General features: G+C 44.5%; 21 protein-coding genes, 1 tRNA gene and 1 riboswitch. Of the genes, 15 read left to right on the forward strand and 7 right to left on the reverse strand.

All coding sequences use genetic code 11. The features are described 5' to 3' along the window. Positions 1-161 precede the first annotated feature (161 nt). Entirely contained in the window at positions 162-1,184 is a 1,023-nt protein-coding gene (locus AC0L6N_RS03615) for a FecCD family ABC transporter permease (RefSeq protein ID WP_473478940.1), read from the reverse strand. Further along, positions 1,181-2,092: an ABC transporter ATP-binding protein gene (locus AC0L6N_RS03620; RefSeq protein WP_473481241.1), complete on the reverse strand. Its 912-nt coding sequence runs from the start codon at positions 2,090-2,092 to the stop codon at positions 1,181-1,183. Before AC0L6N_RS03620 ends, AC0L6N_RS03615 begins: the two co-directional genes overlap by 4 nt. Before the next feature lie 110 nt (positions 2,093-2,202). Further along, a riboswitch (cobalamin riboswitch) is annotated at positions 2,203-2,367 on the reverse strand. A 248-nt stretch (positions 2,368-2,615) separates the two neighbouring features. On the opposite strand from AC0L6N_RS03620, the gene AC0L6N_RS03625 reads away from it, so the two are divergent. Together AC0L6N_RS03625 and AC0L6N_RS03630 are read left to right on the forward strand one after the other, a co-directional pair. Beyond that, positions 2,616-4,751: a TonB-dependent siderophore receptor gene (locus AC0L6N_RS03625; RefSeq protein ID WP_473478942.1), complete on the forward strand. Its 2,136-nt coding sequence runs from the start codon at positions 2,616-2,618 to the stop codon at positions 4,749-4,751. 89 nt (positions 4,752-4,840) lie between these two features. Continuing rightward, entirely contained in the window at positions 4,841-6,031 is a 1,191-nt protein-coding gene (locus tag AC0L6N_RS03630; RefSeq protein WP_473478945.1) for a PepSY-associated TM helix domain-containing protein, read from the forward strand. 135 nt (positions 6,032-6,166) lie between these two features. On the opposite strand, the gene AC0L6N_RS03635 is transcribed toward AC0L6N_RS03630, so the two are convergent. Together AC0L6N_RS03635 and AC0L6N_RS03640 are read right to left on the reverse strand one after the other, a co-directional pair. After that, on the reverse strand, positions 6,167-6,544 hold the full coding sequence (locus tag AC0L6N_RS03635; protein ID WP_473481242.1) for a Dabb family protein: 378 nt from the start codon (positions 6,542-6,544) through the stop codon (positions 6,167-6,169). 490 nt (positions 6,545-7,034) lie between these two features. After that, positions 7,035-7,111: transfer RNA gene (locus AC0L6N_RS03640), tRNA-Ile, on the reverse strand. Positions 7,112-7,529: 418 nt separating this feature from the next. On the opposite strand from AC0L6N_RS03640, the gene AC0L6N_RS03645 reads away from it, so the two are divergent. Continuing rightward, the gene (locus AC0L6N_RS03645; RefSeq protein WP_006991390.1) at positions 7,530-7,859 is read left to right on the forward strand and encodes a hypothetical protein; all 330 of its coding nucleotides are present in this window, start codon (positions 7,530-7,532) and stop codon (positions 7,857-7,859) included. Between the two features lie 117 nt (positions 7,860-7,976). On the opposite strand, the gene AC0L6N_RS03650 is transcribed toward AC0L6N_RS03645, so the two are convergent. Next, positions 7,977-8,642, reverse strand: a complete 666-nt coding sequence (locus tag AC0L6N_RS03650) for a hypothetical protein (RefSeq protein ID WP_473478947.1) — start codon at positions 8,640-8,642, stop codon at positions 7,977-7,979. 280 nt (positions 8,643-8,922) lie between these two features. On the opposite strand from AC0L6N_RS03650, the gene AC0L6N_RS03655 reads away from it, so the two are divergent. The 4 genes from AC0L6N_RS03655 to AC0L6N_RS03670 all read left to right on the forward strand — a co-directional run bounded on the left by AC0L6N_RS03655 (position 8,923) and on the right by AC0L6N_RS03670 (position 14,372). Next, positions 8,923-9,237, forward strand: a complete 315-nt coding sequence (locus AC0L6N_RS03655; protein ID WP_011574007.1) for a DUF3718 domain-containing protein — start codon at positions 8,923-8,925, stop codon at positions 9,235-9,237. Between the two features lie 269 nt (positions 9,238-9,506). Continuing rightward, positions 9,507-12,530: a TonB-dependent receptor gene (locus AC0L6N_RS03660; RefSeq protein WP_473478950.1), complete on the forward strand. Its 3,024-nt coding sequence runs from the start codon at positions 9,507-9,509 to the stop codon at positions 12,528-12,530. A 441-nt stretch (positions 12,531-12,971) separates the two neighbouring features. Further along, the gene (locus AC0L6N_RS03665) at positions 12,972-13,691 is read left to right on the forward strand and encodes a LytR/AlgR family response regulator transcription factor (protein WP_473481243.1); all 720 of its coding nucleotides are present in this window, start codon (positions 12,972-12,974) and stop codon (positions 13,689-13,691) included. A gap of 27 nt (positions 13,692-13,718) precedes the next feature. Beyond that, positions 13,719-14,372: a histidine kinase gene (locus AC0L6N_RS03670; RefSeq protein WP_473478952.1), complete on the forward strand. Its 654-nt coding sequence runs from the start codon at positions 13,719-13,721 to the stop codon at positions 14,370-14,372. On the opposite strand, the gene AC0L6N_RS03675 is transcribed toward AC0L6N_RS03670, so the two are convergent. After that, positions 14,345-15,553, reverse strand: coding sequence for an IS4-like element ISPat1 family transposase (locus AC0L6N_RS03675; protein WP_473478955.1), 1,209 nt, complete (start codon positions 15,551-15,553; stop codon positions 14,345-14,347). The genes AC0L6N_RS03670 and AC0L6N_RS03675 overlap by 28 nt on opposite strands. Positions 15,554-15,655: 102 nt before the next feature. Here AC0L6N_RS03675 and AC0L6N_RS03680 point away from each other — a divergent pair, with 102 nt between their 5' ends. From AC0L6N_RS03680 to serA, 7 genes are all read left to right on the forward strand, one after another. Then, complete coding sequence (locus AC0L6N_RS03680; RefSeq protein WP_473478958.1) at positions 15,656-16,192, forward strand: sensor histidine kinase; 537 nt, start codon at positions 15,656-15,658, stop codon at positions 16,190-16,192. Then, complete coding sequence (locus tag AC0L6N_RS03685; protein ID WP_473478960.1) at positions 16,189-17,019, forward strand: LytR/AlgR family response regulator transcription factor; 831 nt, start codon at positions 16,189-16,191, stop codon at positions 17,017-17,019. The genes AC0L6N_RS03680 and AC0L6N_RS03685 overlap by 4 nt, the downstream gene beginning before the upstream one ends. Before the next feature lie 232 nt (positions 17,020-17,251). Further along, complete coding sequence (gene gshB / locus AC0L6N_RS03690; RefSeq protein ID WP_473478961.1) at positions 17,252-18,214, forward strand: glutathione synthase; 963 nt, start codon at positions 17,252-17,254, stop codon at positions 18,212-18,214. A 28-nt stretch (positions 18,215-18,242) separates the two neighbouring features. After that, on the forward strand, positions 18,243-18,800 hold the full coding sequence (locus tag AC0L6N_RS03695) for a YqgE/AlgH family protein (RefSeq protein WP_033186426.1): 558 nt from the start codon (positions 18,243-18,245) through the stop codon (positions 18,798-18,800). An 81-nt stretch (positions 18,801-18,881) separates the two neighbouring features. Beyond that, positions 18,882-19,313, forward strand: a complete 432-nt coding sequence (gene ruvX / locus AC0L6N_RS03700; RefSeq protein ID WP_011574014.1) for a Holliday junction resolvase RuvX — start codon at positions 18,882-18,884, stop codon at positions 19,311-19,313. Positions 19,314-19,451: 138 nt separating this feature from the next. After that, positions 19,452-20,123, forward strand: coding sequence for a TlpA family protein disulfide reductase (locus tag AC0L6N_RS03705; protein ID WP_473478963.1), 672 nt, complete (start codon positions 19,452-19,454; stop codon positions 20,121-20,123). A gap of 133 nt (positions 20,124-20,256) precedes the next feature. After that, positions 20,257-21,486, forward strand: a complete 1,230-nt coding sequence (serA, locus tag AC0L6N_RS03710) for a phosphoglycerate dehydrogenase (protein WP_473478965.1) — start codon at positions 20,257-20,259, stop codon at positions 21,484-21,486. A 124-nt stretch (positions 21,487-21,610) separates the two neighbouring features. Here the strand turns inward: serA and AC0L6N_RS03715 are convergent, their stop codons facing one another. Beyond that, positions 21,611-22,357, reverse strand: coding sequence for an AraC family transcriptional regulator (locus tag AC0L6N_RS03715; protein ID WP_011574017.1), 747 nt, complete (start codon positions 22,355-22,357; stop codon positions 21,611-21,613). A gap of 388 nt (positions 22,358-22,745) precedes the next feature. Between AC0L6N_RS03715 and AC0L6N_RS03720 the strand changes: the two genes are divergently transcribed. Beyond that, complete coding sequence (locus AC0L6N_RS03720) at positions 22,746-22,910, forward strand: hypothetical protein (RefSeq protein WP_473478967.1); 165 nt, start codon at positions 22,746-22,748, stop codon at positions 22,908-22,910. The last annotated feature ends 19 nt before the right edge of the window (positions 22,911-22,929 follow it).

A 22,929-nucleotide genomic window follows, 5' to 3' on the forward strand; every position in this document is an offset into this window, starting at 1 on the left:
CTACAGATGCTGGCGCTGCAGTTACTTCAGGATCTAACATATGTGTTGTTCCAATCGTGATTTGATTGGGTTCTTAATATTCATTGCTCGAGCGCCATTTTCTCTATTTTCTTGATTGCCCCGATTTTCTCTATTTGCACTATTTGGACTATGCATTGTTTTTATGCCTGTCGCTGACGAATAGCGAGTAAGAAAAACACGCTGCCGATGGCTGAAGTGATAATGCCGATAGGGATTTCTTGGTCTGAAAGGGCCGAGCGGGCAACGATATCAACTAGCACCATAAAACTGCCGCCGATAAGTACACAGCCTAAAATTAAAGCGCGGCTCGTCACCCCAACCCAGCGTCGCACAATATGGGGGATAAGTAAGCCAACGAACCCAATGCCGCCGCAGTAAGCCACAATGCACGCGGTTAGTGCAGCGCAAATACCTAAAGCCATTAAGCGAAGAGCGGTGACGTTAATGCCTAGGGTTTTGGCATTTTCGTCGCCTAGCAAGAGGGCATCTAAGCGCCGACCGAAAAGTAACAGCAGTACCACGCTGCCCATAACCACAGGTAGCATGATCCAGGCGTACCACATTTCAGTGCGAGCAAGACTGCCCATTAGCCAGAAAATAACTTTGTTGGCAGCGAAAGGGTCACCTAAAAACAGTAAAAAGTGACTCAGAGCACTGAGCATAAATGACACCGCCACACCGGCTAACAGCATGTGCTCGCCGCGCCCTCCAAAAGATGTTGCGGCCAGCGCTTGCACTAAGGTAACGGCAAATACTGCGCCTAAAAAGGCGGCGACTGGCAGTGCGATTGAAAAAGGCACATCAGGCAACATACCGAATATCGTTAAGGTTTCGCCTATTTGACTGTCAAACAACAGTGTTGCGATACTCGCTCCGAGCCCTGCGCCAGATACTACGCCGAATAGGTAAGGATCAGCCAATCCGTTGCGGGTAATGTTTTGCAATGTGGCCCCGGCAACAGCAAGGCCTGCGCCAACTAAAAAGCCCACGAGCACTCTAGGTAAGCGAATCTCCCAAAATATTAGCGCGTTAACGTCAGTGCTACACTGGTCAACTATGCAGTGATACAGCTCAGATGCAGGCAAGTCTGCAGCACCAAAAAATATGCCGATAATGGGCGAGAGTGCCGCAAGTACAAATAGCAACGACCAGCGGTTAGTCATTTCAATTTGCCCTTCTTATCGCTTATTTCTTTATGTGCTTCTTTATCTGATTTGTTACTCGCTTCGCTTGAATGCACTTTTGACTGTTGAGTTACCTCAGGCAGAGGAGGGCGCTCTTGTTCATCGGGAGGATAAAAGTCTACCCGTAGATTTTCGGTCACTTCATCGCGGCGAATACGACAAGGAATGTTAAAAACGTGCTCTAACGTTGTCGCTTTTAGCACACTCTCAACTGGCCCTTGTGCGATCATCTTGCCGTCATTTAGTAAACATAAGTGATCGCAGTAACTGGCGGCTAAATTAATATCATGCAAACTCATCACTACGGTCATTTGTTGCTGATGGGCGAGGGTGCGCAGTAACTTAAGTACTTGGTGTTGATAATAAATATCTAGGTGATTGACGGGCTCATCTAACACAATGAGCGCCGCTTTTTGGACTAATGCCCGGGCGATCAATCCCCGTTGTTGCTCACCTCCTGACAGTGAGCTAAACGTTTGATGCGTTTTATCGCTAAGGCCTACCTTGGCGATTGATGCCGCGAGGTGTTGATGATCCTGCTCGGTTTCTCGAGACAACAACGTTTTATGGGGTAGCCAGCCCATGCGAACAATTTGCTGCAAGCTCAAAGCGAATACGCTTTCATTTAATTGATTGACCACTGCAATTTGCCGAGCGCGTTCGAGTGGGCTGTATTCTTCAAGTGCTTTACCGCACCAATCCACTTGGTTTTTACTAGCAGTTTGGCCGGATAACATTTTTAGCAAGCTGGTTTTGCCGGCACCGTTAGGGCCGAGCACCCCCAGCACTTTACCGCGCTCAAGAGAAAGATTAATGTCAGACAAAATACTTTTGTGCGCTATCTGGTAGGAAAGCTGTTTCGCCTGTAGGTTAGCTGAATTTAGCATGGCACCTGTATTGTTATCGATCAAAATACGATCCAAGGGGGAATACACAGTGCGCTCAGTATCACATACTAAAAGGACAATCTGTTATTCACGTATTCCCGCGTGAAAATAAATAAAGGGTGAATAAGGCTGGTATCTGACTTACAAGCACCTGAGCGATTATCATCGACACGTGGCTTGTTTACAGTTGCGGGTACAGTTCTGGTATCTCACCAGATTCCCATTTAATTTACGCCTTCGTCATATTCGTTAAATCCGAAATAAGCACAGCATAAAACCTATATATGGCGCGCAATATAGCAAGTAAATTGACCATCTACGAGCGGTAAATGTCAGTGGGTAAAATACCTACCTAATGAATGCGGTGACTCCTATCCTGAAGAATTGACTGCCAGTAAATGCGCGAATTTGGCCAATTGATCAAGATCTTACATTACCAAGCTATACTTGCAATTGAAAATCATTCGTATTAACTGTATGGTGTGCGCCTTTCCAGCCCTTATATTAGTAGGATGTTTATTTCATGGCTCGTAGTGCAGCTTCACTTGGTTGTTTTTTATCCGGTATCACCGCTTTAGGATTAAGCTCTGGTGTTTTAGCTCAGCAACCCAGCGATGACATTGAGCATTTAGAAGTGACTGGGCGAGCACAGCAGTTTTATTTAGACACCCGCACGAAGTTAGGCACTAAGACTGATGCCGATTTACTTGATATACCCATGTCAGCGCAAGTGCTTACCGCTCAGCTGATTTCTGACCAAGCGGCGCGAGATATCACCGATTTATATCGCTCTATCGCTGGGGTCAGTGAATACAGTTATTCAGGGGTGACATTTCGCGGTTTTCGCGATGATGGCAATGTTTTTTATGATGGTGTAAGAGGTGATCCTTATTCAGGATTCAGCGTGCCTGATTTATTTAATGTTGATCGGGTTGAGGTGCTAAAAGGCCCAGCGGCTGCGCTGTATGGTGGTGGTGAGCCCGGTGGCATGATCAACTATATAACCAAAAAGCCAGCCTTCAATGAAAGCGCAGAAATTAATCTGACGTTAGGTAACTTCGACTTGCACGGTATTTCAGGGGAAGCGACGGGAGCATTAACCGACACCACTGCGTATCGGTTGGGCGGCTTTTATGAAGCCCAAGATAGCTTTCGTAACAATGCTGATATGGAAAACATCGAACTTGCTGGGGGGCTATTACATGATTTCAGTGACGATACCCGCTTAACCACCACTTTTGATTACATTGTGCAGAATCTGGGTGGGCACAGACTGCGAGGCGTGCCGGTGGACGATAACGGTAATTTTTTGGTTGATCGCACCTACAACGCCAATGAAAAAAGTGATTACCAAGATCTTGAAGCTTGGGTTGTGCAGTCTCAACTTGAGCACGTATTTAGTGATGCGTTTAGCGTGAATTCAACCTTACGATTGATGACTAATGAGCGTGATCAGGCCTATCACGAATCGCAAAGTTGGGTAGATGTTAACGGCGACGGTGAAGCAAACATTGATGATGAAACCATTCGCCGAGAATATCGGGATCAATACAGAGCCAATGATGAAATTAGCTTAACCACTGATTTTGTTTATGATTTTAGTGTTGCTGGCATGCAGCACCAATTATTGTTTGGTGGTGATTGGCATTACATAGACACTGATTACGAGTATCTGCGCGCCCGCTACGAAGCCGATGGCGTGGGTAACCTGAATATATTCAACCTTAATTATGGTGAAACCGACCCGTATAGCTACAACCTGACGGATCAAAATCGCGATGGCATCAGGCGTAATCGCCAAGGCTTGTACGTGCAAGACATGCTGCAACTGGGCGACAAGTGGACGCTGATGTTAGGGGCGCGGTTTGATCACTTTGAAGAGCGTGATAAACAAAGCGCCTTTGAGTATGGCGATCAAGATGTTTCTTATCGTGCTGGGATTAGCTTTAAACCACTTGAAAGTATGTCATTTTATGTGAATTATTCTGAAAGTTTTAATCCTGTAGATGCCACAGACCAAGCTGATGCGAGTGTGACAGATCTTGAGCCTGTTACTGGGGACTCAATTGAAGTCGGTGTGAAAAATGAATGGTTAGGCGGTAGCATTCTGACCACCTTGGCGGTGTATCACATCAACAAAGAGAATTTGATCGCCAGTAACCCTAATTTTATTGAAGGCGAGAATGAGGACACTGAATCAGCCTTGATAAACTTTGGCAACGTGGAAAGTGACGGCGCTGAGTTTACGCTTGTGGGGGATATTACGGATGAGCTGAGCATCACTGCCAACTATGCATACAATGACACCATAGTGGTTGACGGCAGTTCAAGCAATACCTTTGGGGCTGGGGATCGCTTTGTAAATGCGCCGCGACAGCAAGCTGGTTTATGGGGGCGTTACGCTATACATAGCATGAATTCGTCAATTGCATTGGGCGTTAATTACGTCAGTGAGCAAATCAGCTCTGACGCCCAAAAGGTCAAGGCATTTACTGTATTTGACGCGAGTTGGACTACCAAGTGGGACAATATACTCCTAAGCGTAAACGTGAATAATTTGTTTGATAAAGAATATGCCGTGAGCGGTTTCAGCGAACGTAATGGCCATTTCCCAGGGCAACCTAGAGAAGTGATTGCCCAGTTGAAATACAGTTTTTAATCTAGATTGGAGCGAGAGCTGAGCTAGCACGGGCATTAGAGTAAAAAATGGCGTAAAGCAACCAGAGCAAAGTGACTTGAGTAGGAAAATTGAATAGAGCAACTTGGTTCAGCGTTCACAGTTGGCTAGGTGTGAAACTGGCCATTATGTTGTGCTTCATTGTGTTAAGCGGCACGTTGGCTGTGCTCTCAAACGAAATGGACTGGCTAAGCAACCCCGCCATGCGAGTTACACCGTCAAGTGTTGAGGGGATGAACTGGCAAGCGGTGTACGCCCGTGCTCAGCAAGAAGTCCCCGCTAGCACACTACGCTCAATTCAAGCGCCTTTGCACCCTTGGTATAGCGCCGAAGTTATTTACCTTGATGGAGATGAACAGCGCCACCGCTTGTTTTTTCATCCTACCACAGGGGCATACCTTGGAGATGGGCGCTGGCAAAACTGGCAGCGTTTCTTTCGCATGTTGCATCGCCACTTGATGTTGCCGCTCACGTTAGGCATCACGGTAGTGAGCCTATTCGCAGTGGTGATGCTGGCGATGTTAGTGTCGAGTTTGTATATCTATAAAGGATGGTGGAAGCACTTTTTTCGTGCGCCGCGCTGGCAGCACCGCCAAACAAGATGGGTAGATTTACACCGGTTAGTGGGTGTATGGAGCTTATGGTTTTTGCTGATCATTAGTGTGACTGGCTGCTGGTATTTAGCTGAACGCTGGGGGGCAGGTGCCCCTAGCCCAGAGCAGTTAACCGCCAGCGGCGCAAAGTCTACAGCGAATTCGCTCATGCCAGACACTGAATACCTAGCGTTAATGTTAGCGCAAGCCCATGAAAAATTTCCAGCGCTGTCTATTACCAGAATTAACTTCCCGCAAAAATCAGCTGATGTGGTGGAAATGCAAGGCCAAGCAGATGCAATACTTGTTCGCCCAAGAGCGAACTTTGTCAGTTTTGAACCTGCAAACGGGCAACTCATTCAACAACATGACGGAGTTAGCTTAACCTTGCACAATCGTATTTCAGAAGCTGCTGACCCACTGCATTTTGGGCAATGGGGCGGTATGTTTAGCAAATTTTTGTATTTTATTTTCGGTATTTTTTTAACGGGCCTCACCGTTACGGGTACCTATATGTACGGTATGCGCGTTGCGCGTATTTCCCGGCATGACACAAAACCAAGGCGACGTATTTGGCGCCGGGCAGGGAGTCAAATGAAAGCGCTGGGCTGGGTGTCGGCGATAGGCGTAATGGCCAGTGTCGGTTACGGCGCTTTTACTTTTTTATAAACTGCAGTGCGTATGAACGGCTAAACGCATAAAAACGGAGCATCTAATGCGCTCCGTTTGTTATCTCTAAGGAATGTTTTGAACCAGTGTTGTAGGCCATATCAGTTGACCTACCATCCGCGCTTCAAGGGCTAGCTAAAACGTATTTAGCGAGTCGTATACAACTACTTTCTGCCACAGGTGAGCGTAGTCCTTCACAAACTTCTTGTGAATAGGATGGCGTTGGTATTCGTCTTGATCCTCAACGCTATTGAAGAACATGAGCTCTGAGACTTGATAGCTGCTGTCAATTACATCCCGAGAAACGGTAGATGCGGGTACCCCAACATGTAGCGCTTGGATTTGCGGAATGTCACGCAAACTGTTTAGCCCCTCTATCAGGGATTTGCGATCGTCAACTGATTCAGGATTATTAAGCCAGAAAAACACCGAATGAATAACCGCAGGTGCTGCGCTAATTTCGTGGTTTGTGTCTGCCTTTGCCGATAGCGATACAGCAATCAATAAACCCATCGCCAGAGCTGCGCTCTTACCGGCAGTCTTAATTGTATTCTTGCTCACATTCTTGAGCGACGTTATAAAAACACCGAACCCGTTACTTTGCTGCATGTTCATCTCCCTTTCGTGGTTGGTTAAACATTGAGCTCTCTTGCTGGACACATGAGAGGCACTCAATTTAACCGCGAGGTGGCGCCTTTTGTAAAGACAATAGAAGTGGTTTAGCGGTATATATTTTTTGTATTTTCAATGCTGACCGCAGGCCGTTTGTTTACCTTCTATACAGACTTGCTTGCGTGGATTGTAAGGAATACGGGAGGTAGTGTGCGTTAGATAATTGAAGCAAAGCTCTTAAAGCCAGCACAATAATAACATCGAATGCGAAGCGTCAGTTTTTGTATGAAAAACATTTTTCCTATGCGATATAGGTGCGATGGGGTCCTAAATTCTTCTTTCTACTCAAGGTAGGGAGAGGTGTAACTGATTGGTTTTAAATAAGAAAAAATGGTGGCCCAACCCTGACTTGAACAGGGGACCTACCGATTATGAGTCGGGTGCTCTAACCAACTGAGCTATTGGGCCATTCTGAAACGCCGTTTTACTCGCCAAATAATTGAGCGAAGGTATAAAACGACGCGCAGTATAAGCAGTTTTTTTAGGCTTGTCATCTGTTTGCGAAGCTTTGTCGGATAGTTTGCTGGAAAAATGTGCAAACGACTGTTTTTAGCATTGGATTAGAGCTTTTTCACTGTGCTTTGTTTGTGCTTTAGCCGCTTTGTTTGTATCACTCAATAAGATATGCCCAACTGGTTTATAGTATCCATTAGCAGGCGTCACTAAATGAAAGGCGTTTGACGGTTTTATATACACTTAAATCGCGCTTTAACTATAAACTTAACAAGCACATAACAAAGTTGTGCAAGGATAAATAAACTTTGTTATCTTGCAGGGTATAGAGTGGGCCTTAGCAAAAAAATCAAAAGGGCAGTTGGAGATAAGCATGACCGAAAAACCTTTCCTCGTCAGTGGGCGTAATACCTTAATCCATAAAATCAGAAAGTTAGATTTGTTAGTCACAAATGGGGAAGATAATCCAGCGATTATTGTGAGCCACAAAAGTATTAAAGAGTTTACCGGGACGATCCCCGATAATAAACGTGAAGCTAAACAGCAAGATATGGAACTGGTTGATGTGACGGTCGGTGATGTTTTTGGTGAGGAAAAAACCTTACTGTTTATTCAAACGATTAATGGTAAAGAATACAAAATTGATTACAGTAAGCACGGCACTCCCTTGTTTATAAAAATCCATCAGGACAACGCGTTTTAAGCAACTCTTCTTTTTAAGGCCCAAGTCCAAGCATAAAGTGTTTATGTTTGGGCATTCGCGTTGTTCTTACGCATTCAACTCGCTTAGCACATCTTCACGTTCAACCTGTTCAATCTGCTACTGCCATGTATCGAACGGCAGAGAGTTGTAGCCGGTAATTGTTTTCGATTCCCCTCTGAATTGTACGTACTGCTCGTCGAATACATTAAAGCGACAAACATCAATTGGGGTGACCTCGGATGCATTAACACTACCGATGATTTTTCCTCTTTCCATGGCTTCGGCTACCAACTCTGAACAAAACCAGCTGGAAAAGTCTTCTGAGTTTAAACTCATTTCTTTAAGCAGGGGAATGGAATCTGTTGCATCAACAGTAGAGCCAAATAGTTGCCAGATGTCGTAGGGTTTATGATTTTGTTGAAATAAAAAGTCGAAGAAAGCATTTTTGTTGTTCTCTAGATTGGCACGAGCCTTATCACCTAAAGGAAGCCACCACATGTCGCCATCGTAGGTGGCAACACGCTCACTCAATCGAGTAAGCATGACGCCGCATTTGCCGTTATAACTGGTAGCTTCGATGGCTTGGTTGAAATACCGGCCACTACCTTCGTCCAAAACCTGAGTTTTGATAACAACTGCAACGTGGGTGACCACAGAACGGGTAGTGAGCTTTGCCCATTTGGAAAAAAGACTATTGCCGCCAAAGGCGATGATGTCGCCAGGTTGCATTTTTTCACGAATTTGAGCATAGCTTCTTTGTTGATGTTGCTGGCAGATTGTCATGTTTCATCCCTAAAAATATCTACATCCATGTATGTTTTTCATACTAGCTAAATTCTGACACGTAACAAGATAAATATGTATTCAGTTGAACGCTGTTAACTGTAAGACGGTTGAACCCGAACAATCCTTACTTAATCGCTTTATCTCATTTTACCGCGCTTAAGCAATATTTAAACAACCATGTCACATTCATCATCTACTTATTAGCTGAACCAGCCGATTGTGTGGCTTTTTAAAATTTCGGTTTATTGATAAAAAACTAATATAAAAGAGGAATGTCATGAAAAATGTAATGATTGCGGGTGTTGTTGGGCTAAGTGCTTTATGCGCGACTTCAGTTAGCGCAGAGTATATGGATCCGGTTATGGAAAAAAAGCTAGTGAGAGTGTGTGAAGCCATTAAAAGTGATAGTCGCATTAGGTTGCATGTTGCGATGAAGCGCACGGGCGTTAACGCACGACACTTGGCCAAAGGGCTTGTTTGCAATGGACACGATCCAGTGACGTTTGCAGCGCTGAATAACGCGAATAAAACCGGCGCCTTAATGGCGAGCAGATTAAATGTGGATTACCAGGAGTTGTTGGCAAAATTATGAGTATTGAAGCCTGTTTACTGGATGTGTTAACGATACGTTAGCGCAGCCAGTAACGTTAATTTCCCATCCGCGAACGATAAATTCTACAAGTAGCTGGTGTCTACGCTCTAATCATACCGCTGTGTTACGTTGCTTTCACACCATCAAGTGTCAGTTTCATCCCTCATTTAGTTTCCTAGTTGAACTTTTTGTTAATTTCGAAATATCGGGTTATTGCGTATGCAATTTACCGATTAATAACAATTAAAATTCAATTCAGGGAGTCACACATGAAACAAGTATCATTTAGACGAAGTATTACTGCTCTTGCGGTAGCGGCGTCACTTGGTTTTGCATTACCTGCATTAGCGGATAACACAACAGCAAATATCTCGGGTTCAATTAACGCAAACGATTATTCAGCATACACCGTTATCGCGAAAGACCCGGCCACTGGATTAGAGCGCGTTATCTCGGTGAGCGACGAAGGAAGTTTCCGTTTCGCTAAATTACCTACTGGCGTATACGACATCACCGTTAAGAAAGGTGACGCTGTTGTTGCGGAGCAAAAAACGCGTATTAGCTTGGGCTCAAACACCTCTTTAGCATTTGATTTTATCGATAACGATGGTACCGAGCGCATTGAAGTCACCGGGGCAAGAATTTCAGCAATCGATTTAAGCTCTACTGACTCAGGATTAGTTATTGATGAAGTCGAGTTGGACAGAATGCCGGTTTCTCGAAACATTACTGCCGTTGCTTTACTTGCTCCTGGCACTGTCATGGGCGATTCAAGTTTTAGCTCGCCAAATTCAGGTGGAACGGCTTCCTTTGGTGGCGCTTCAGTTGCTGAAAACTCTTGTTATATTAATGGAATGGAAGTAACCAATACGAGCCAAGGTTTAGGCTGTGGTACGGTTCCCTTTGAATTCTATAAAGAATTCCAAGTTAAAACAGGTGGGTACTCAGCTCAATTCGGCAGAACAACGGGCGGCGTATTAAATGCGGTGACTAAAAGTGGTTCAAACGAATGGGAATTTGCTGCCACTGCTTTGTTCACTCCTAAATCGCTTCGTGAAGATGGTCAGATTTCATACTCGGCCGGTGGAGCGGGTGGTCAAGAAGTTTTCCGCAACCAAACTCAAGACGACTACAGCAAAAGTGAATTCACTTTATCAGCATCAGGTGCATTGATAGAAGACACCTTGTTTTTCTATGCCTTAGTTAACCCCCGTGACGTTGAAAATAACTTTGCTTCACAATCTAGTGGTAACTCGCAATACGCACCTGATAACATTTTCATTAAACGCGAATCAAGCGGCTCAGACAATATGTTCTGGGGAGCAAAGGTCGATTGGTTTATCAACGATGATCATAAAATTAGCTTGTTCGGCTATTCAAATAAGAGCGACACAGAGTCTACCTCTTATAAATTCGATTCACAGACGGGGGAAATTGGCGAGGCCACACAAAGCACTATCAGAGAGCGTGGTGGCGACCTCAAAAGTATCAGCTACACGGGTAACTTTACTGACGAGTTAACTGTCTCCGCTATGTACGGCGAAATCGAAACGGATTACACCAATACACCAAGTAATTTAGATTGTCCCACTGTGCTAGACACCAGAAGCGTTCCTACCAATCAGAAGATAAGCAGCTGTGGGGCCGGTGGAAACACGGGTACCAATCAAGATAAAAACAAGCAAACGCGAATTGATATTGAGTATGCGTTCGAAGATCATTTAGTACGAGTGGGCTACGATAAACAAGAGCGTGAAACTTTTCATACTTCTTCGCCGATCACTGGACACAGCTGGACGTATTCTTCGATTGAACCGAACGCTGTAATAAACAATAACGATGGTCCATTATTCACTAATACTACCGGTGCTTTATTTGATGTTGTCGCTGATCGTATATTCACAGGTGGTGGTGGTTTCAGTACTGATTTGAGTGCCTGGTACGTGGAAGATGAATGGCAAGTGACAGATGATTTGATGTTGTCATTAGGACTTCGTCGCGATGAGTTTGAAAACTCAGGCGTAACTGGCAAGGTTTTCTCATCGTTTAAAACCGATATTGCTCCGCGCTTAGGTTTCAGCTGGGATCCTACTGGAGAGGGCGACTCTAAAATATACGGAACGTACGGTACGTACTATTTACCAGTAGCCAACAATACTAACTATCGTGCTGCATCAGGCTTAAGTGATACAACCACTTATTATGCCTTCACTGGCTCAGATGCAACGGGTGCTCCTACTGGTACTACGCCGGTATCAGGTACGATTGCTGATTCGCAAATTGTTAATTCTGTACCTAACCCTGCCACCAAAGAAACATTCCAAGCGGAAGAAGCGGAACCCTTCAGTAAAGACGAATATATCGTGGGATATGAAACAGCCATTAACGATGAGTTCTCGTTCTCAGTTCGCGCTATCTATCGTGAAGTCGCTACAGCATTAGATGATTATTGTGGGCCGTTCGCTTCTCAAGCGACCTGTACCTTGCTCAACCCAGGTAAGTCTTCAACTTGGCAATTAGATAATGACTTTGACAGTGTTACCGATCCCGATAGCCGCAGAACGTATTCAGCGGAGGAAATTGGTTTACCTGATGCAGTGAACGAATATACCGCATTGCAACCACAGGTTAATTATCGTGGTGATAACATGCGTATGTCTCTGATATATACATGGAGCCGCAGTGTGGGTAACTTTGAGGGGGCGGTTAAATCTGATATCGGCCAAGCCGATGCGGGTGTAACACAGGATTTCGATTTCCCAGCGCTAATGGATGGCTCAGATGGTTACCAGCCTAATGATCGACGTCACGTATTTAAATTCTTTGGTTCATATGATGTGACGGAAGATTTAACCGTTGGCTTTAATTCTACACTTTCTAGTGGTCGTCCGTTAAGTGCCTTTGGTCAAGGCTATCCTTCTCATGATCCTAAAGTTTATGGTAGCTATGGTGATACTTTTTACCTTTATACCAATGAGTGTCCTGACGCTAATGAAGACGGGTTATGCGGGCAGGATGAGAAAATCTATCAATTCAGCCCACGTGGTACTAGGGGACGTACGCCTTGGACATTTAACCTAGATTTGTCAGCAAACTACAACTTTACCTTTAGTGATGTAGATATGCGCGCCACATTGAACGTGTACAATGTGTTAAATGGCCAAGCCGAGACGTCACGAAATGAACATTATGAAAATAATCGCGCGGAAGGTTCATTTAATTCTTATTACGGTGCAGCTTACACATGGCAATCGCCGCGTTATGTTGAACTAGGTTTTGAAGCTCGCTTTTAATTAAACGGATTATTCAAAATTAATCAAACGGCAACTTCGGTTGCCGGTTTTGTTTTTCGGTTAGGGGTAATTACTCGGATTGACGAAAAGTTTCTGGTTGTTTCTGATAGTAACTGAGTACGTTTATCCCAAAAAATGCGAGATTGGTCACAAAGCTTACTAAATGTTCGATTCTATACCTTATACTTAGTTCATCGGAGTAGTGACCCGATCGATACATTCAGTGAACATGTATCGCTTCCTGGACGGAGGACGTTGCCGTTGGCATCGTCCTTTTTCTTTGTTTATTCTTTATTCTTTCTTTGACGTTTATTTACGCTTATTTACCTAATCTTTACATTTTGTCCTGTTTTACCGTCCCTTGTCTCACCGCTGTTTTTTATCCCTGATGTACCTTGTATATTCCGCATTTATTTTCGAACAGCGCATGGAGAGACTTTGATGTATCGATGTGTGGTAATAGATGACGAAGCTTTGGCGAGGGAGCGCATCGGGCAGTATATTTCTCGCTCTCTGCTTTGTGAGGTCGTAGCAGAAGCAAGTAACTTTAAAAATGCCAAACAGCTGATACTGGAACAGCAACCAGATATTTGCTTCTTGGATATTCAAATTATTGGTGGCAGCGGAGTTGAACTAGCAAAAGAGCTGCACAATAGTGTTTCGTGTCATTGGGTGTTTACCACTGCCCATAGCGAATACGCTATAGCCGCATTTGAGTTAGAGGCAACCGACTATTTATTGAAGCCCTTTCAAGATAGCCGCCTGGCGCAAGTGATTGCGAAAATTCATAGAAAACACCAGTCGATTACACCGAAATACGAAACTCGGCGTCAACTGCCTATTAGATCCGTAGGCAGCGTCAAGTTCATTAATACCCAAGATATTATTTGGGTGAAGGGCTCGGCAAATTATGTTGAATTATATTGCGAAGGGAAAATGCATTTGCACCGGGAAACCCTATCAGCACTTGCGCAGACACTCGATCCTACCCAGTTTATCCGAGTTCATCGTAGTGCTATCGTTAATATAGATTATGTCCATTCTCTGAACAGTGAATTAGGTCGTTTCTCTTTACTTCAATTAGATAATGGCGATGAGGTCAAAATCGGCCAATCATATAAGGCGCAATTACTTTCTGCGTTGGGCGTCGATGCTGAATAGCCAATCGTTTAATACAGCAGAAGAATCTTGAGTTTTCGCAAGTCCTTTGGCGAAATAGGTGAAGAAAAACCTAGTTTCTGGACATTGCACTTATTTGGCTGGTCATTTTATGTGCTGATTTTTACCATTGAGTATGCAGCATTTAACCCTTATGCGGCGAATGCTAACTACTTAATCGTAATGCCTCTGTTGTTTTCCGGATTAGTTGGTGGGCTCCTGACTTGGCCGCTGCGTTATATTTATGGGCATTTATCAAAGGGTGCACCACTGCAAGTATTGTTAGTGATTATTACTGTTTGCATGCTGATTGCCGTAATTTGGACTCCCATCAAAAACCTGCTGTTGATGTACTTTTTCGATCACGTAACCTTGTACGACTTGTATTTAGGCAATCAGCCCGAAGGTTTTCATGTAGGGGAGTTGTTTTTAACCGTTACCTATTCGTTTCTTATGATTATGGTATGGAGTTGTTTGTACTTTGGGATTAATTATCATTTCAAGTTATTACATGAAAAACAGCTGCATTTAGAAGCTATCCGCTTGTCTCATGTGGCACAAATTAAAATGTTGCGCTATCAAATTAATCCGCATTTTTTATTTAATACATTGAATGCTATTTCGACGTTGGTTTTGCGCGGTGCTGGGGGATCCCCTCATAGAATTGGTCTTCCTTCTTTGTGAACCCGGGTAATATATTGGGCGATAGCCCATGTCATTTGGGCTGAGTTCATCCTGTAATCTTTTGCTCTTTTCCTGACTTCTCTGCCTAGCCTAATGATAGATAACACGCGCCGATGACGGATGGTGTTAGCTTGAAATGCTCTTTCCCAATTTTGTTTTTGAGCAATGATACCGAGTAACCGTAAAAGCCATTCTGCGAGCATCGCTATCAGCAGTAATATGTCGAATCGTTTGGTACAGCGACTGTTGCTGTGACGCAGTCCCATGCCGTATTGAGGGCTTTTAATATCACGGAAAGTTTCTTCTATTTGCATTCGTCTTGCATAAAGGGAAACCAGCTGTTTTGAGTTAAGTTTATCGTTCTCGGGAAGGTTAGTGGCGAGTAGCCAAGGCTCTTTGCTACCCGCACGATAGCTTTGCTGGGCGGTGTGGTTTCGCCCTGCCTTTGAAGAGCGTTTATCCTTTCGATGTTTGGCCTTTGCTTTGTACAAATGCAGGTGTGCATGAAGCGGGCTTTTGCGACCCAACTCACCACACCCAAGGTATTTGGCGCGAGAATTTGCACTGGGATAAAACGACTTATTACTTTGCCATGATGCTTGCCCATCACGCTTAAATCCCACATCACCGCGCACTCGGCCTAGCCAGAACCATCCATGCTTTTCGACTTCACGAAACCAAGGGTTACGATAGCCTGCATCGGTCACAATCAACGGGCAACAACCCGACGGCAGGATACTCGCCAACTCCCGTAAAAACGGATTATGACTAACAGGTGAATTGTATTCACCGAATGAAAATACGCGCTCATAAAGCGTGACAGAGCGCCCCTGAACACTGACCGATGCACGTAAGGTTAAATGCCTGAGCTGCTCACGCACATCAGACCAATCCACAAGAACAACCGGCATGGGGTTAGCGCCGCAAAGTAGCTTTGCGTGCCAACGATAGATGTCGAGCCGTTCAATATGTAGGTTGCTATTACCAAGCAGTCTGTCGATGCGTTTAATGTTGTGTTTCGGGGCCACGGAGCCTGAGATATTGCGTCCTAATTGGGTCAACGACAGTTGCTGACCATCTAGCAAAGATTGGGTGGCAACCATCAAAGAGGAAAGACGTTTGGCATGTAGATTAGGACATTGTTTTTTAAGCAAATCGTGTAAGATATGAATATCACGCATGGTGTTGTTATCTAGTTGGTTTTTGGCGAAATTTATTAGATCAAATGGCGCTATGCGTGTCTATATTATTGTTTCTGCTCATAATTATGAGGGGATTCGTTAGTGCGCGGTGATAAAAGTACTGCGAATAAAATGCTAGTCGGCTTAGCGACCTTTTTACGCTTTTCACTGGATAACGACCCTGAGCAGAAAATCCGTTTGCGTGACGAGATAAAAGCTTTGATGCTTTATTTGGATATTGAGAAAAAGCGCTTTGCTGAGAGGCTCAATGTTCATTTTGATATTGAAGCGGCCACTAATAATCTACTGGTACCCGGCTTGTTGTTACAGCCATTAGTAGAGAACGCGATTAAGTATGCAATTGCGCAGATGGAAACCGGAGGGATTATTGAAATCAATGCTAGAATCCACAACAACTTGTTACATCTTACGGTTGCAGATAACGGTCCTAATTCACATAGTATCCCCTCATCAACGGCGCAATTGCGCGAAGAAGGCCAACGAGGCGGAGTCGGTTTGAAAAACGTAATGGAACGTTTGCAGGTACTTTATGCCGAGAATCATCAATTTTCTATTCAAAAAAGCCCGCATTCAGGTTGCGCTGTAAATATTGTGTTGCCTGTGGAACTGCGCGCTTGAGCGTTTTTTCAGCCCTAGTTGTGGACGATGAGCCTCTTGCAAGAGAAGGGCTAGCGCTGCGTTTAGCTGAGTATGAAAACATCACAGTGTTGGGGTGTTGTAACAATGCGAGCCAAGCATACGATGCTCTTAGCGTTAAGCAACCTGACGTTATATTCCTAGATATCGAAATGCCCGGTAAAACAGGTTTGGAACTAGCGGAACAACTTCGTTTAGAAGGAAACCCAGCGACGATTGTTTTCGTCACTGCCTTTCGCGAATTTGCCGTAAACGCCTTCGACTTTAAAGCTTCTGATTACTTGCTTAAGCCATTTTCCGACGAACGATTGAAAGAGTGTATCGAAAAGTTATCCCGTGCTGGTGATGTTACCCGAGTCGTGCGCCAGCATGAAAAACTAGGAAGGTTACTGAGTCGTAAAACCGGTAATTCCATAGACAGTTTTATTCATAGTTTAGAGGTAAGTAACGAGTTATCTAGCACGCACGAGTTAAACGAATTACAGCAAGTTATATCCCTTAAAAGTGGCTCTGTTTGGATCAGGGTGAAGTTAGACGATATTGTATGGATAGAAGCAGCGGGAGATTATATGTGTGTACATACCACCAGTGACACCCACATTATTCGCAAGACCCTAAAGCAATTTGAACAAGAGCTTGATAGCGTGCATTTTCCTCGCGTTAGCCGCTCAGCCATCATCAATATTGCAAAATTAACGACGTTAACTCCGAATTCAAACGGAGAGTACGTGGCACAATTGGGTAATGATATTCAGGTGAAAGTTGGCCGTAAGTACAAGTTCAGTATCGACGAACTAAGACCGCAATGATTAACGGCATAAGTTCCTTTCCTTTTCAGGCATAGTCAATTGGGACTTAGGGAGTGTCGAGTTATATGTTCTGACGTCCTGATAATTTATTGCTGATTCGGTGTAAGCTAAAATCTAAAAATCCTGTCTGTTTATTTATCTTGTACTTGAAATTACGATAATTACCTCAAAATTAGCTTAATCTATGGCAACTCCTATTCTCGATTGCCTTCTAACGTTTTAAGGACTGACCTTGACCATTAAACTTGGCGTAGTGATGGATCCGATTGGATCGATCAACATTAAGAAAGACACTAGCTTTGCGATGCTGTTGGGTGCACAAGCCCGTGGCTATGAAATTTTTTATATGGAAATGGGTGACTTGTACCTTAATAACGGCAAACCAATGGCGCAGATGCGCAGGTTAACGGTGCAGGAAGATGCAAGTAATTGGTTTGAGTTGCAAGACGAAGAAAATCGCGGCTTAGGTGAGCTTGACGTTATTTTAATGCGCAAAGATCCGCCTTTTGATGGTGAGTTCTTGTACGCCACGCAGATGTTCGAATTGGCGGAACAAACCGGTACGTTGGTGGTGAACAAAGCGCAAAGTTTACGCGACTTTAATGAGAAGCTATTTACCTCTTGGTTCCCAGAACTGATCCCCGATACCTTGGTAACGCGCAGTTCAAAGCTTATTCGCGAATTTCATGCACAACATCAAGACATGATTTGTAAGCCACTTGACGGCATGGGTGGTACGTCGATTTTTCGTGTTAAGCCTGACGGTAATAACTTGGGCGTTATTATTGAGACGTTGACGCATTTGGGTACACAGTACGCCATGTTCCAACGTTATTTGCCTGAGATAAAAGATGGCGACAAGCGCATTTTGATCGTGGACGGACAAGTTGTGCCATATGCCTTAGCGCGTTTACCGCAGAAAGGTGAAACCCGTGGTAACTTGGCGGCTGGTGGCACGGGTCGTGCGCAGCCTCTATCTGAAAGTGATTTGAAGCTGGCTAATACCATCGCACCTTTGTTGGTAGAGAAAGGGCTAATTTTTGTTGGTTTAGACGTTATTGGTGACCGCATTACGGAAATTAATGTCACCAGCCCAACGTGCGTGCGTGAAATTGAAGCGGCCTTCCCAGTTGATATTATTGGCATGTTGTTTGACGCCGTAGAGAAGCGTCTCAGTGCCCGAGATAGCCAATAATATGTTACCCACTACGAGTGATAACAAAATGAATAGCTTTCAAAACTATCTACTGATTGCGATGCCTAGCATGGAAGATCCGTATTTTTCCCGCTCGGTGACTTACATCTGTGAGCACAACGAGCAGGGCGCTATGGGCCTAGTGATTAATCAGCCGGCAGGCATGAGTTTGAAAGAGCTCATTAACCAGACTGATAAAGAAGCGATAGTGGATGATGAAAAGGCCGAAAATATTGTTTTAGCAGGCGGACCAGTGAGTCAGGATCGTGGTTTTATTTTGCATACCACCCAACCAGGTTGGAGTGCCAGTTTAGCGTTGACGTCAGAGATCATGGTTACCACTTCAAAAGATATTTTGTCGTCACTGGGTAACAGCGAAGCACCTGAGAAGTCAATTGTCACCCTGGGCTATGCAGGTTGGTCAGCTGGGCAACTGGAAGAGGAAATTCGTGCCAACTCGTGGTTGATGGTAGAAGCGGATACTGAATTATTATTCGACACGCCTATCCATAAAAAATGGGAAGCGGCCGTGCATAAGCTTGGTATTGATACTTGGCAGATAGCCCCCACCGCAGGTAATGCTTAGGTCAGTACTGGCCAAAATGACAACCTTTCAAACATAGAGCGGTGTGAGTGTGCCGCTTTATTTACCCATTAGAGTGTAACTATGGCAAAAACTGGACAGCGTACTGTTCTCGCATTTGATTTTGGCACAAAGAGTATTGGCGTTGCTGTGGGCCAAGAGGTGACGGGTACGGCTTCGCCACTAGATGCGATCAAAGCCGTAGATGGGATACCAAATTGGGACGTTGTCGCTAAGGTGTTTGAGCAGTGGCAACCTGACCTAGCGCTTGTGGGCTTACCCTTGAATATGGATGGTACCTTTCAACAGGTAACGTTTGCAGCGAAAAAGTTTGGCAATCGATTAAGCGCGAAGTACAGAGTCCCAGTTGAAACAGTAGACGAGCGTCTGACAACCGTCGATGCTAAAGCTCGTTTGTTTGAAATGGGCGGTTTCAAAAAGCTCGATAAGCAGAAGATTGATAGTGCATCTGCCTGTCTAATCTTTGAGAGTTGGGTGGAGCAATCCTACTCCTAAGTTCTATTAGTGTGTACCGAGCACCTAGGCGTAGAGAAAGTGCGCGGCGTTAAGAAAACGCATAAAACATCATCGCGTGACGAAAGTTTAAAGGCCGATTGGCTTTCTTGTTTACATCAACGTTAATGAGAAAGCCCAATGCAACACGCTCTTATATCTCTGACCTCAAATAACACTCAGCAAACGAGTACCCCACTCAAGAATATCCAGCAACAACAGATCCTACAAAAAGACTTAAAACAAACCAACAGCGCATGCACTATAAGGGTGAGCGCGGTGTTGTGCGTTTTACTGCTCATGATGTTTATCTCACCACTGACCTATGCAACTGAGCCAAAGCCAGAGTCAAAGCCAGAGCCAGAGCAGAAAAGTGCAGCGTCAGCAGCGCCGCTCAAAATGGCACCTAACTGGAGCCTACAAGATGCCGACGGTAATCAAGTGTCTTCAACAGATTTTGCAGGTAAACCACTGATTATTCACTTCTGGGCGACGTGGTGCCCGTACTGCAAAAAGTTGCAGCCTGGGCTAGAGCGCCTCTATGTGAAATACCAACAACAGGGCCTACAGATGATCGCTATTAGCTTGCGAGAAGATGAAGACGCCAAGCCACAAGAAGCGCTGAATGCACGAGGTATGACGTTCAAAACGTTAGTCAATGGCGACCAAGTTGCCATGGATAAATTCTATGTGCGAGGTACGCCAACTACCTTTTTCATTAATGCAAAAGGGCAAGTGGTGGTGGCGACTCGGTTGTCTGATCCACATGATCCGCGCTTGGAGCAAGTAGTGAAATCTATCTTGGTTAAATAACGCCTGACTTATGTTCATTATTTATCATTGTTTTTAAGAGATCTGCTTTCTTATAAGGCGGATTTCTGCTACTTTTGCGTTGGCAAATAGACGTCCAGATGTCTTCTTATTCTTCATCAACTTGGATACCGCAATGAGCAAAGTTTCGCTTCAAAAAGACAAGATTAAAATTTTACTTCTCGAAGGTTTACACCAGAGCAGCTTGGATACACTGAAAGCAAATGGTTATGAGAATATTGAGTACTTGAAAACGTCGTTACCTGAAGACGAATTAATTGAAAAAATTAAAGATGTGCATTTCATCGGTATTCGCTCGCGTACTCAGCTAACCGAGGCGGTTATCGCAGCGGCGAACAAATTAGTTGCGGTCGGTTGTTTCTGTATTGGTACTAATCAAGTCGATCTTAAAGCTACCCAGAAGCGCGGTATTCCTGTTTTTAACGCGCCATTCTCTAATACGCGTTCTGTGGCTGAGTTGGTACTAGGTCAACTGATTTTATTATTACGCGGTGTGCCTCAGCGCAACGCTAAAGCCCATCGCGGCGAGTGGGACAAGAGCGCAAATGGCTCGTTTGAAGCCCGTGGCAAAACGTTAGGCATTATTGGCTACGGCCATATTGGTACTCAGCTGAGTATTTTGGCTGAGCATTTGGGCATGCGCGTGCAATTTTTTGATATCGAAGATAAATTGGTGTTGGGTAACTCGACGCAAGTCAAATCGATGAAAGAATTGATGAGCACCTCTGATGTCGTGAGCTTGCATGTACCTGAAACCGCACAGACTCAAAACATGATTGGCGCGACCGAGTTATCGTGGATGAAGCAAGGCGCTATTCTTATCAACGCGGCACGTGGTACTGTGATTGATATCGATGCTTTGGTGGATGTACTTGAAGCGGGTAAGCTAAGTGGCGCGGCCATTGATGTTTTCCCTGTTGAGCCTAAGTCAAACAAAGAAGAATTCGAGTCACCCCTGCGTAAATTCGACAATGTGATTTTGACCCCTCATGTGGGGGGCAGCACACAAGAAGCGCAGCAGAATATAGGTATCGAAGTGGCAGGTAAGCTTGCGAAATACAGCGACAATGGTTCGACTTTGTCAGCGGTTAACTTCCCTGAAGTATCCTTGCCTTCTCATGCTGACCGCTCACGTTTGTTACATATCCATAAGAATGCGCCGGGTGTATTAACCCAGATTAACCAAGCGTTCGCAGAAAAGAATATCAACATCGCAGCTCAGTATCTGCAGACCGACGACATCATTGGTTATGTGGTGATTGATGTTGAAACTGACGATGCAGATGAGGCGTTAGAACAGCTAAACTTGATTGATGGCACCATTAAGTCACGTATTTTGTTGTAGAGCCAAAAGGGCTAGTTATGCAGACTAGCGAGCTAAACCTAAACAAAGAAAAAGCGCTACAGGGCAACCTATAGCGCTTTTTTATACTTGTTACGCGCTCTTTATGCAGTTTCGTACACAAAAATTACTGATAGCTTTGCCTAAATTCAGACGGTTTTGTTTCAAATAGCTGGTAAAACTTACGGCTGAAATAACTGGCATCTTGAAAGCCTACTTCTGCGGCAATCACGTTTATGGGTAGGGTGGTTTCCACTAATAAGCGCCTCGCATTTTCTAATCTGACTTGAATAATGTAGTGCCTTGGGGTGAGCCCCAAGTACTTTTTAAACCGTCTCTCAAGGGCGCTTATCGACAGATGCGATAAAGATGCTAGCTCTTGCATAGACAAGTTTTGCATATAGTGCTGGCGAATATGACTCATAGGGGTTTTGAGAGCGTCCATGCTGTTTAGCGCCACTGAGGTTTTCTCTAAATGGCGCGACGTCCCATACGAGCCGATAATGGTGCCGTCAGCGTCATAAAGTGGGCGTTTTGATGTGGTGAACCAGCACACTTCACCGGATTCAAGCACATTCATTTCAAGACGTTCTGTTACCGTTTCTCCTTTTACCACCCGCTGGTCATCATTTAAAAACTGTTTGGCAATATGCCTTGGGGCAAAATCGGCATCGGTCTGACCAAGCGCTTGTTCAAGTGTGTGAATACCCACGTGCTCCAAAAAGCATTGGTTGGCGTGTATTAATCGACTGTGAGTGTCCTTTATCCAAAATAGAATGTCCGGTAGCAGATCAAACATAGATAACAGCTGACTGATATTGCAGCGCTGAATAAATTGTGCGCTTTGCTCACTGCTTATGTGGTGTGTCGTCATGGTGAATGGCTTGCTCGTGTCAAATATTCCCGAAGGCTTAATATAGGTAGATAAACGCACACTGTATAGTCATAAAGTCTACTCACTATTAGCGTTATAGCGATTTACATTAACAACGTCTCTTTTCAAACGCTGATTTAATCCTAGTTTAATCCGATTTTACGTTATCTGGACTTAACTTATGGCCTTACAATAATTTACACTTAGTTAACTTTGCTTCCCTTTTACTGAGGTTATCTAATATTGGTTTGAACTAATGCACAGGATTAACTACTTAGCTAAGAGAAAGACTCGGGCTAACTGGGCAATCGTCGCTTTGATTAACAAATTTTGATGTTAAATAAGTTGACAGCGGCTGAACACAATTTTGAAGGTAAAAGCGTTTTCTATGGATAAATTATCAACACGCGTTGTGGGTGAGGTGTCACAAGACGCCAATCAATTAGACGATAAAGGCACGCCCATTGAGAGCCCAAAGATGCGCCCGTTCCTTCTGGGGTTAGGTGCATTAGTCGGGGCTGCTGTCGCTGAAATGCGGCCAGGGCGCATTTAGTTTTTCGCAACGTGAGAAA

The sequence above is a fragment of the Paraglaciecola sp. G1-13 genome (genome assembly GCF_055809255.1).

Bases quoted from the DNA above. Each gene is read 5' to 3' on its own strand.
- AC0L6N_RS03615 (WP_473478940.1), bottom strand. From the start codon at position 1,184: ATGACTAACCGCTGGTCGTTGCTATTTGTACTTGCGGCACTCTCGCCC.
- AC0L6N_RS03620 (WP_473481241.1), bottom strand. From the start codon at position 2,092: ATGCTAAATTCAGCTAACCTACAGGCGAAACAGCTTTCCTACCAGATA.
- AC0L6N_RS03625 (WP_473478942.1), top strand. From the start codon at position 2,616: ATGGCTCGTAGTGCAGCTTCACTTGGTTGTTTTTTATCCGGTATCACC.
- AC0L6N_RS03635 (WP_473481242.1), bottom strand. From the start codon at position 6,544: ATGGGTTTATTGATTGCTGTATCGCTATCGGCAAAGGCAGACACAAAC.
- AC0L6N_RS03645 (WP_006991390.1), top strand. From the start codon at position 7,530: ATGACCGAAAAACCTTTCCTCGTCAGTGGGCGTAATACCTTAATCCAT.
- AC0L6N_RS03650 (WP_473478947.1), bottom strand. From the start codon at position 8,642: ATGACAATCTGCCAGCAACATCAACAAAGAAGCTATGCTCAAATTCGT.
- AC0L6N_RS03655 (WP_011574007.1), top strand. From the start codon at position 8,923: ATGAAAAATGTAATGATTGCGGGTGTTGTTGGGCTAAGTGCTTTATGC.
- AC0L6N_RS03660 (WP_473478950.1), top strand. From the start codon at position 9,507: ATGAAACAAGTATCATTTAGACGAAGTATTACTGCTCTTGCGGTAGCG.
- AC0L6N_RS03665 (WP_473481243.1), top strand. From the start codon at position 12,972: ATGTATCGATGTGTGGTAATAGATGACGAAGCTTTGGCGAGGGAGCGC.
- AC0L6N_RS03675 (WP_473478955.1), bottom strand. From the start codon at position 15,553: ATGCGTGATATTCATATCTTACACGATTTGCTTAAAAAACAATGTCCT.
- AC0L6N_RS03695 (WP_033186426.1), top strand. From the start codon at position 18,243: ATGAATAGCTTTCAAAACTATCTACTGATTGCGATGCCTAGCATGGAA.
- ruvX (WP_011574014.1), top strand. From the start codon at position 18,882: ATGGCAAAAACTGGACAGCGTACTGTTCTCGCATTTGATTTTGGCACA.
- AC0L6N_RS03705 (WP_473478963.1), top strand. From the start codon at position 19,452: ATGCAACACGCTCTTATATCTCTGACCTCAAATAACACTCAGCAAACG.
- serA (WP_473478965.1), top strand. From the start codon at position 20,257: ATGAGCAAAGTTTCGCTTCAAAAAGACAAGATTAAAATTTTACTTCTC.
- AC0L6N_RS03715 (WP_011574017.1), bottom strand. From the start codon at position 22,357: ATGACGACACACCACATAAGCAGTGAGCAAAGCGCACAATTTATTCAG.
- AC0L6N_RS03720 (WP_473478967.1), top strand. From the start codon at position 22,746: ATGGATAAATTATCAACACGCGTTGTGGGTGAGGTGTCACAAGACGCC.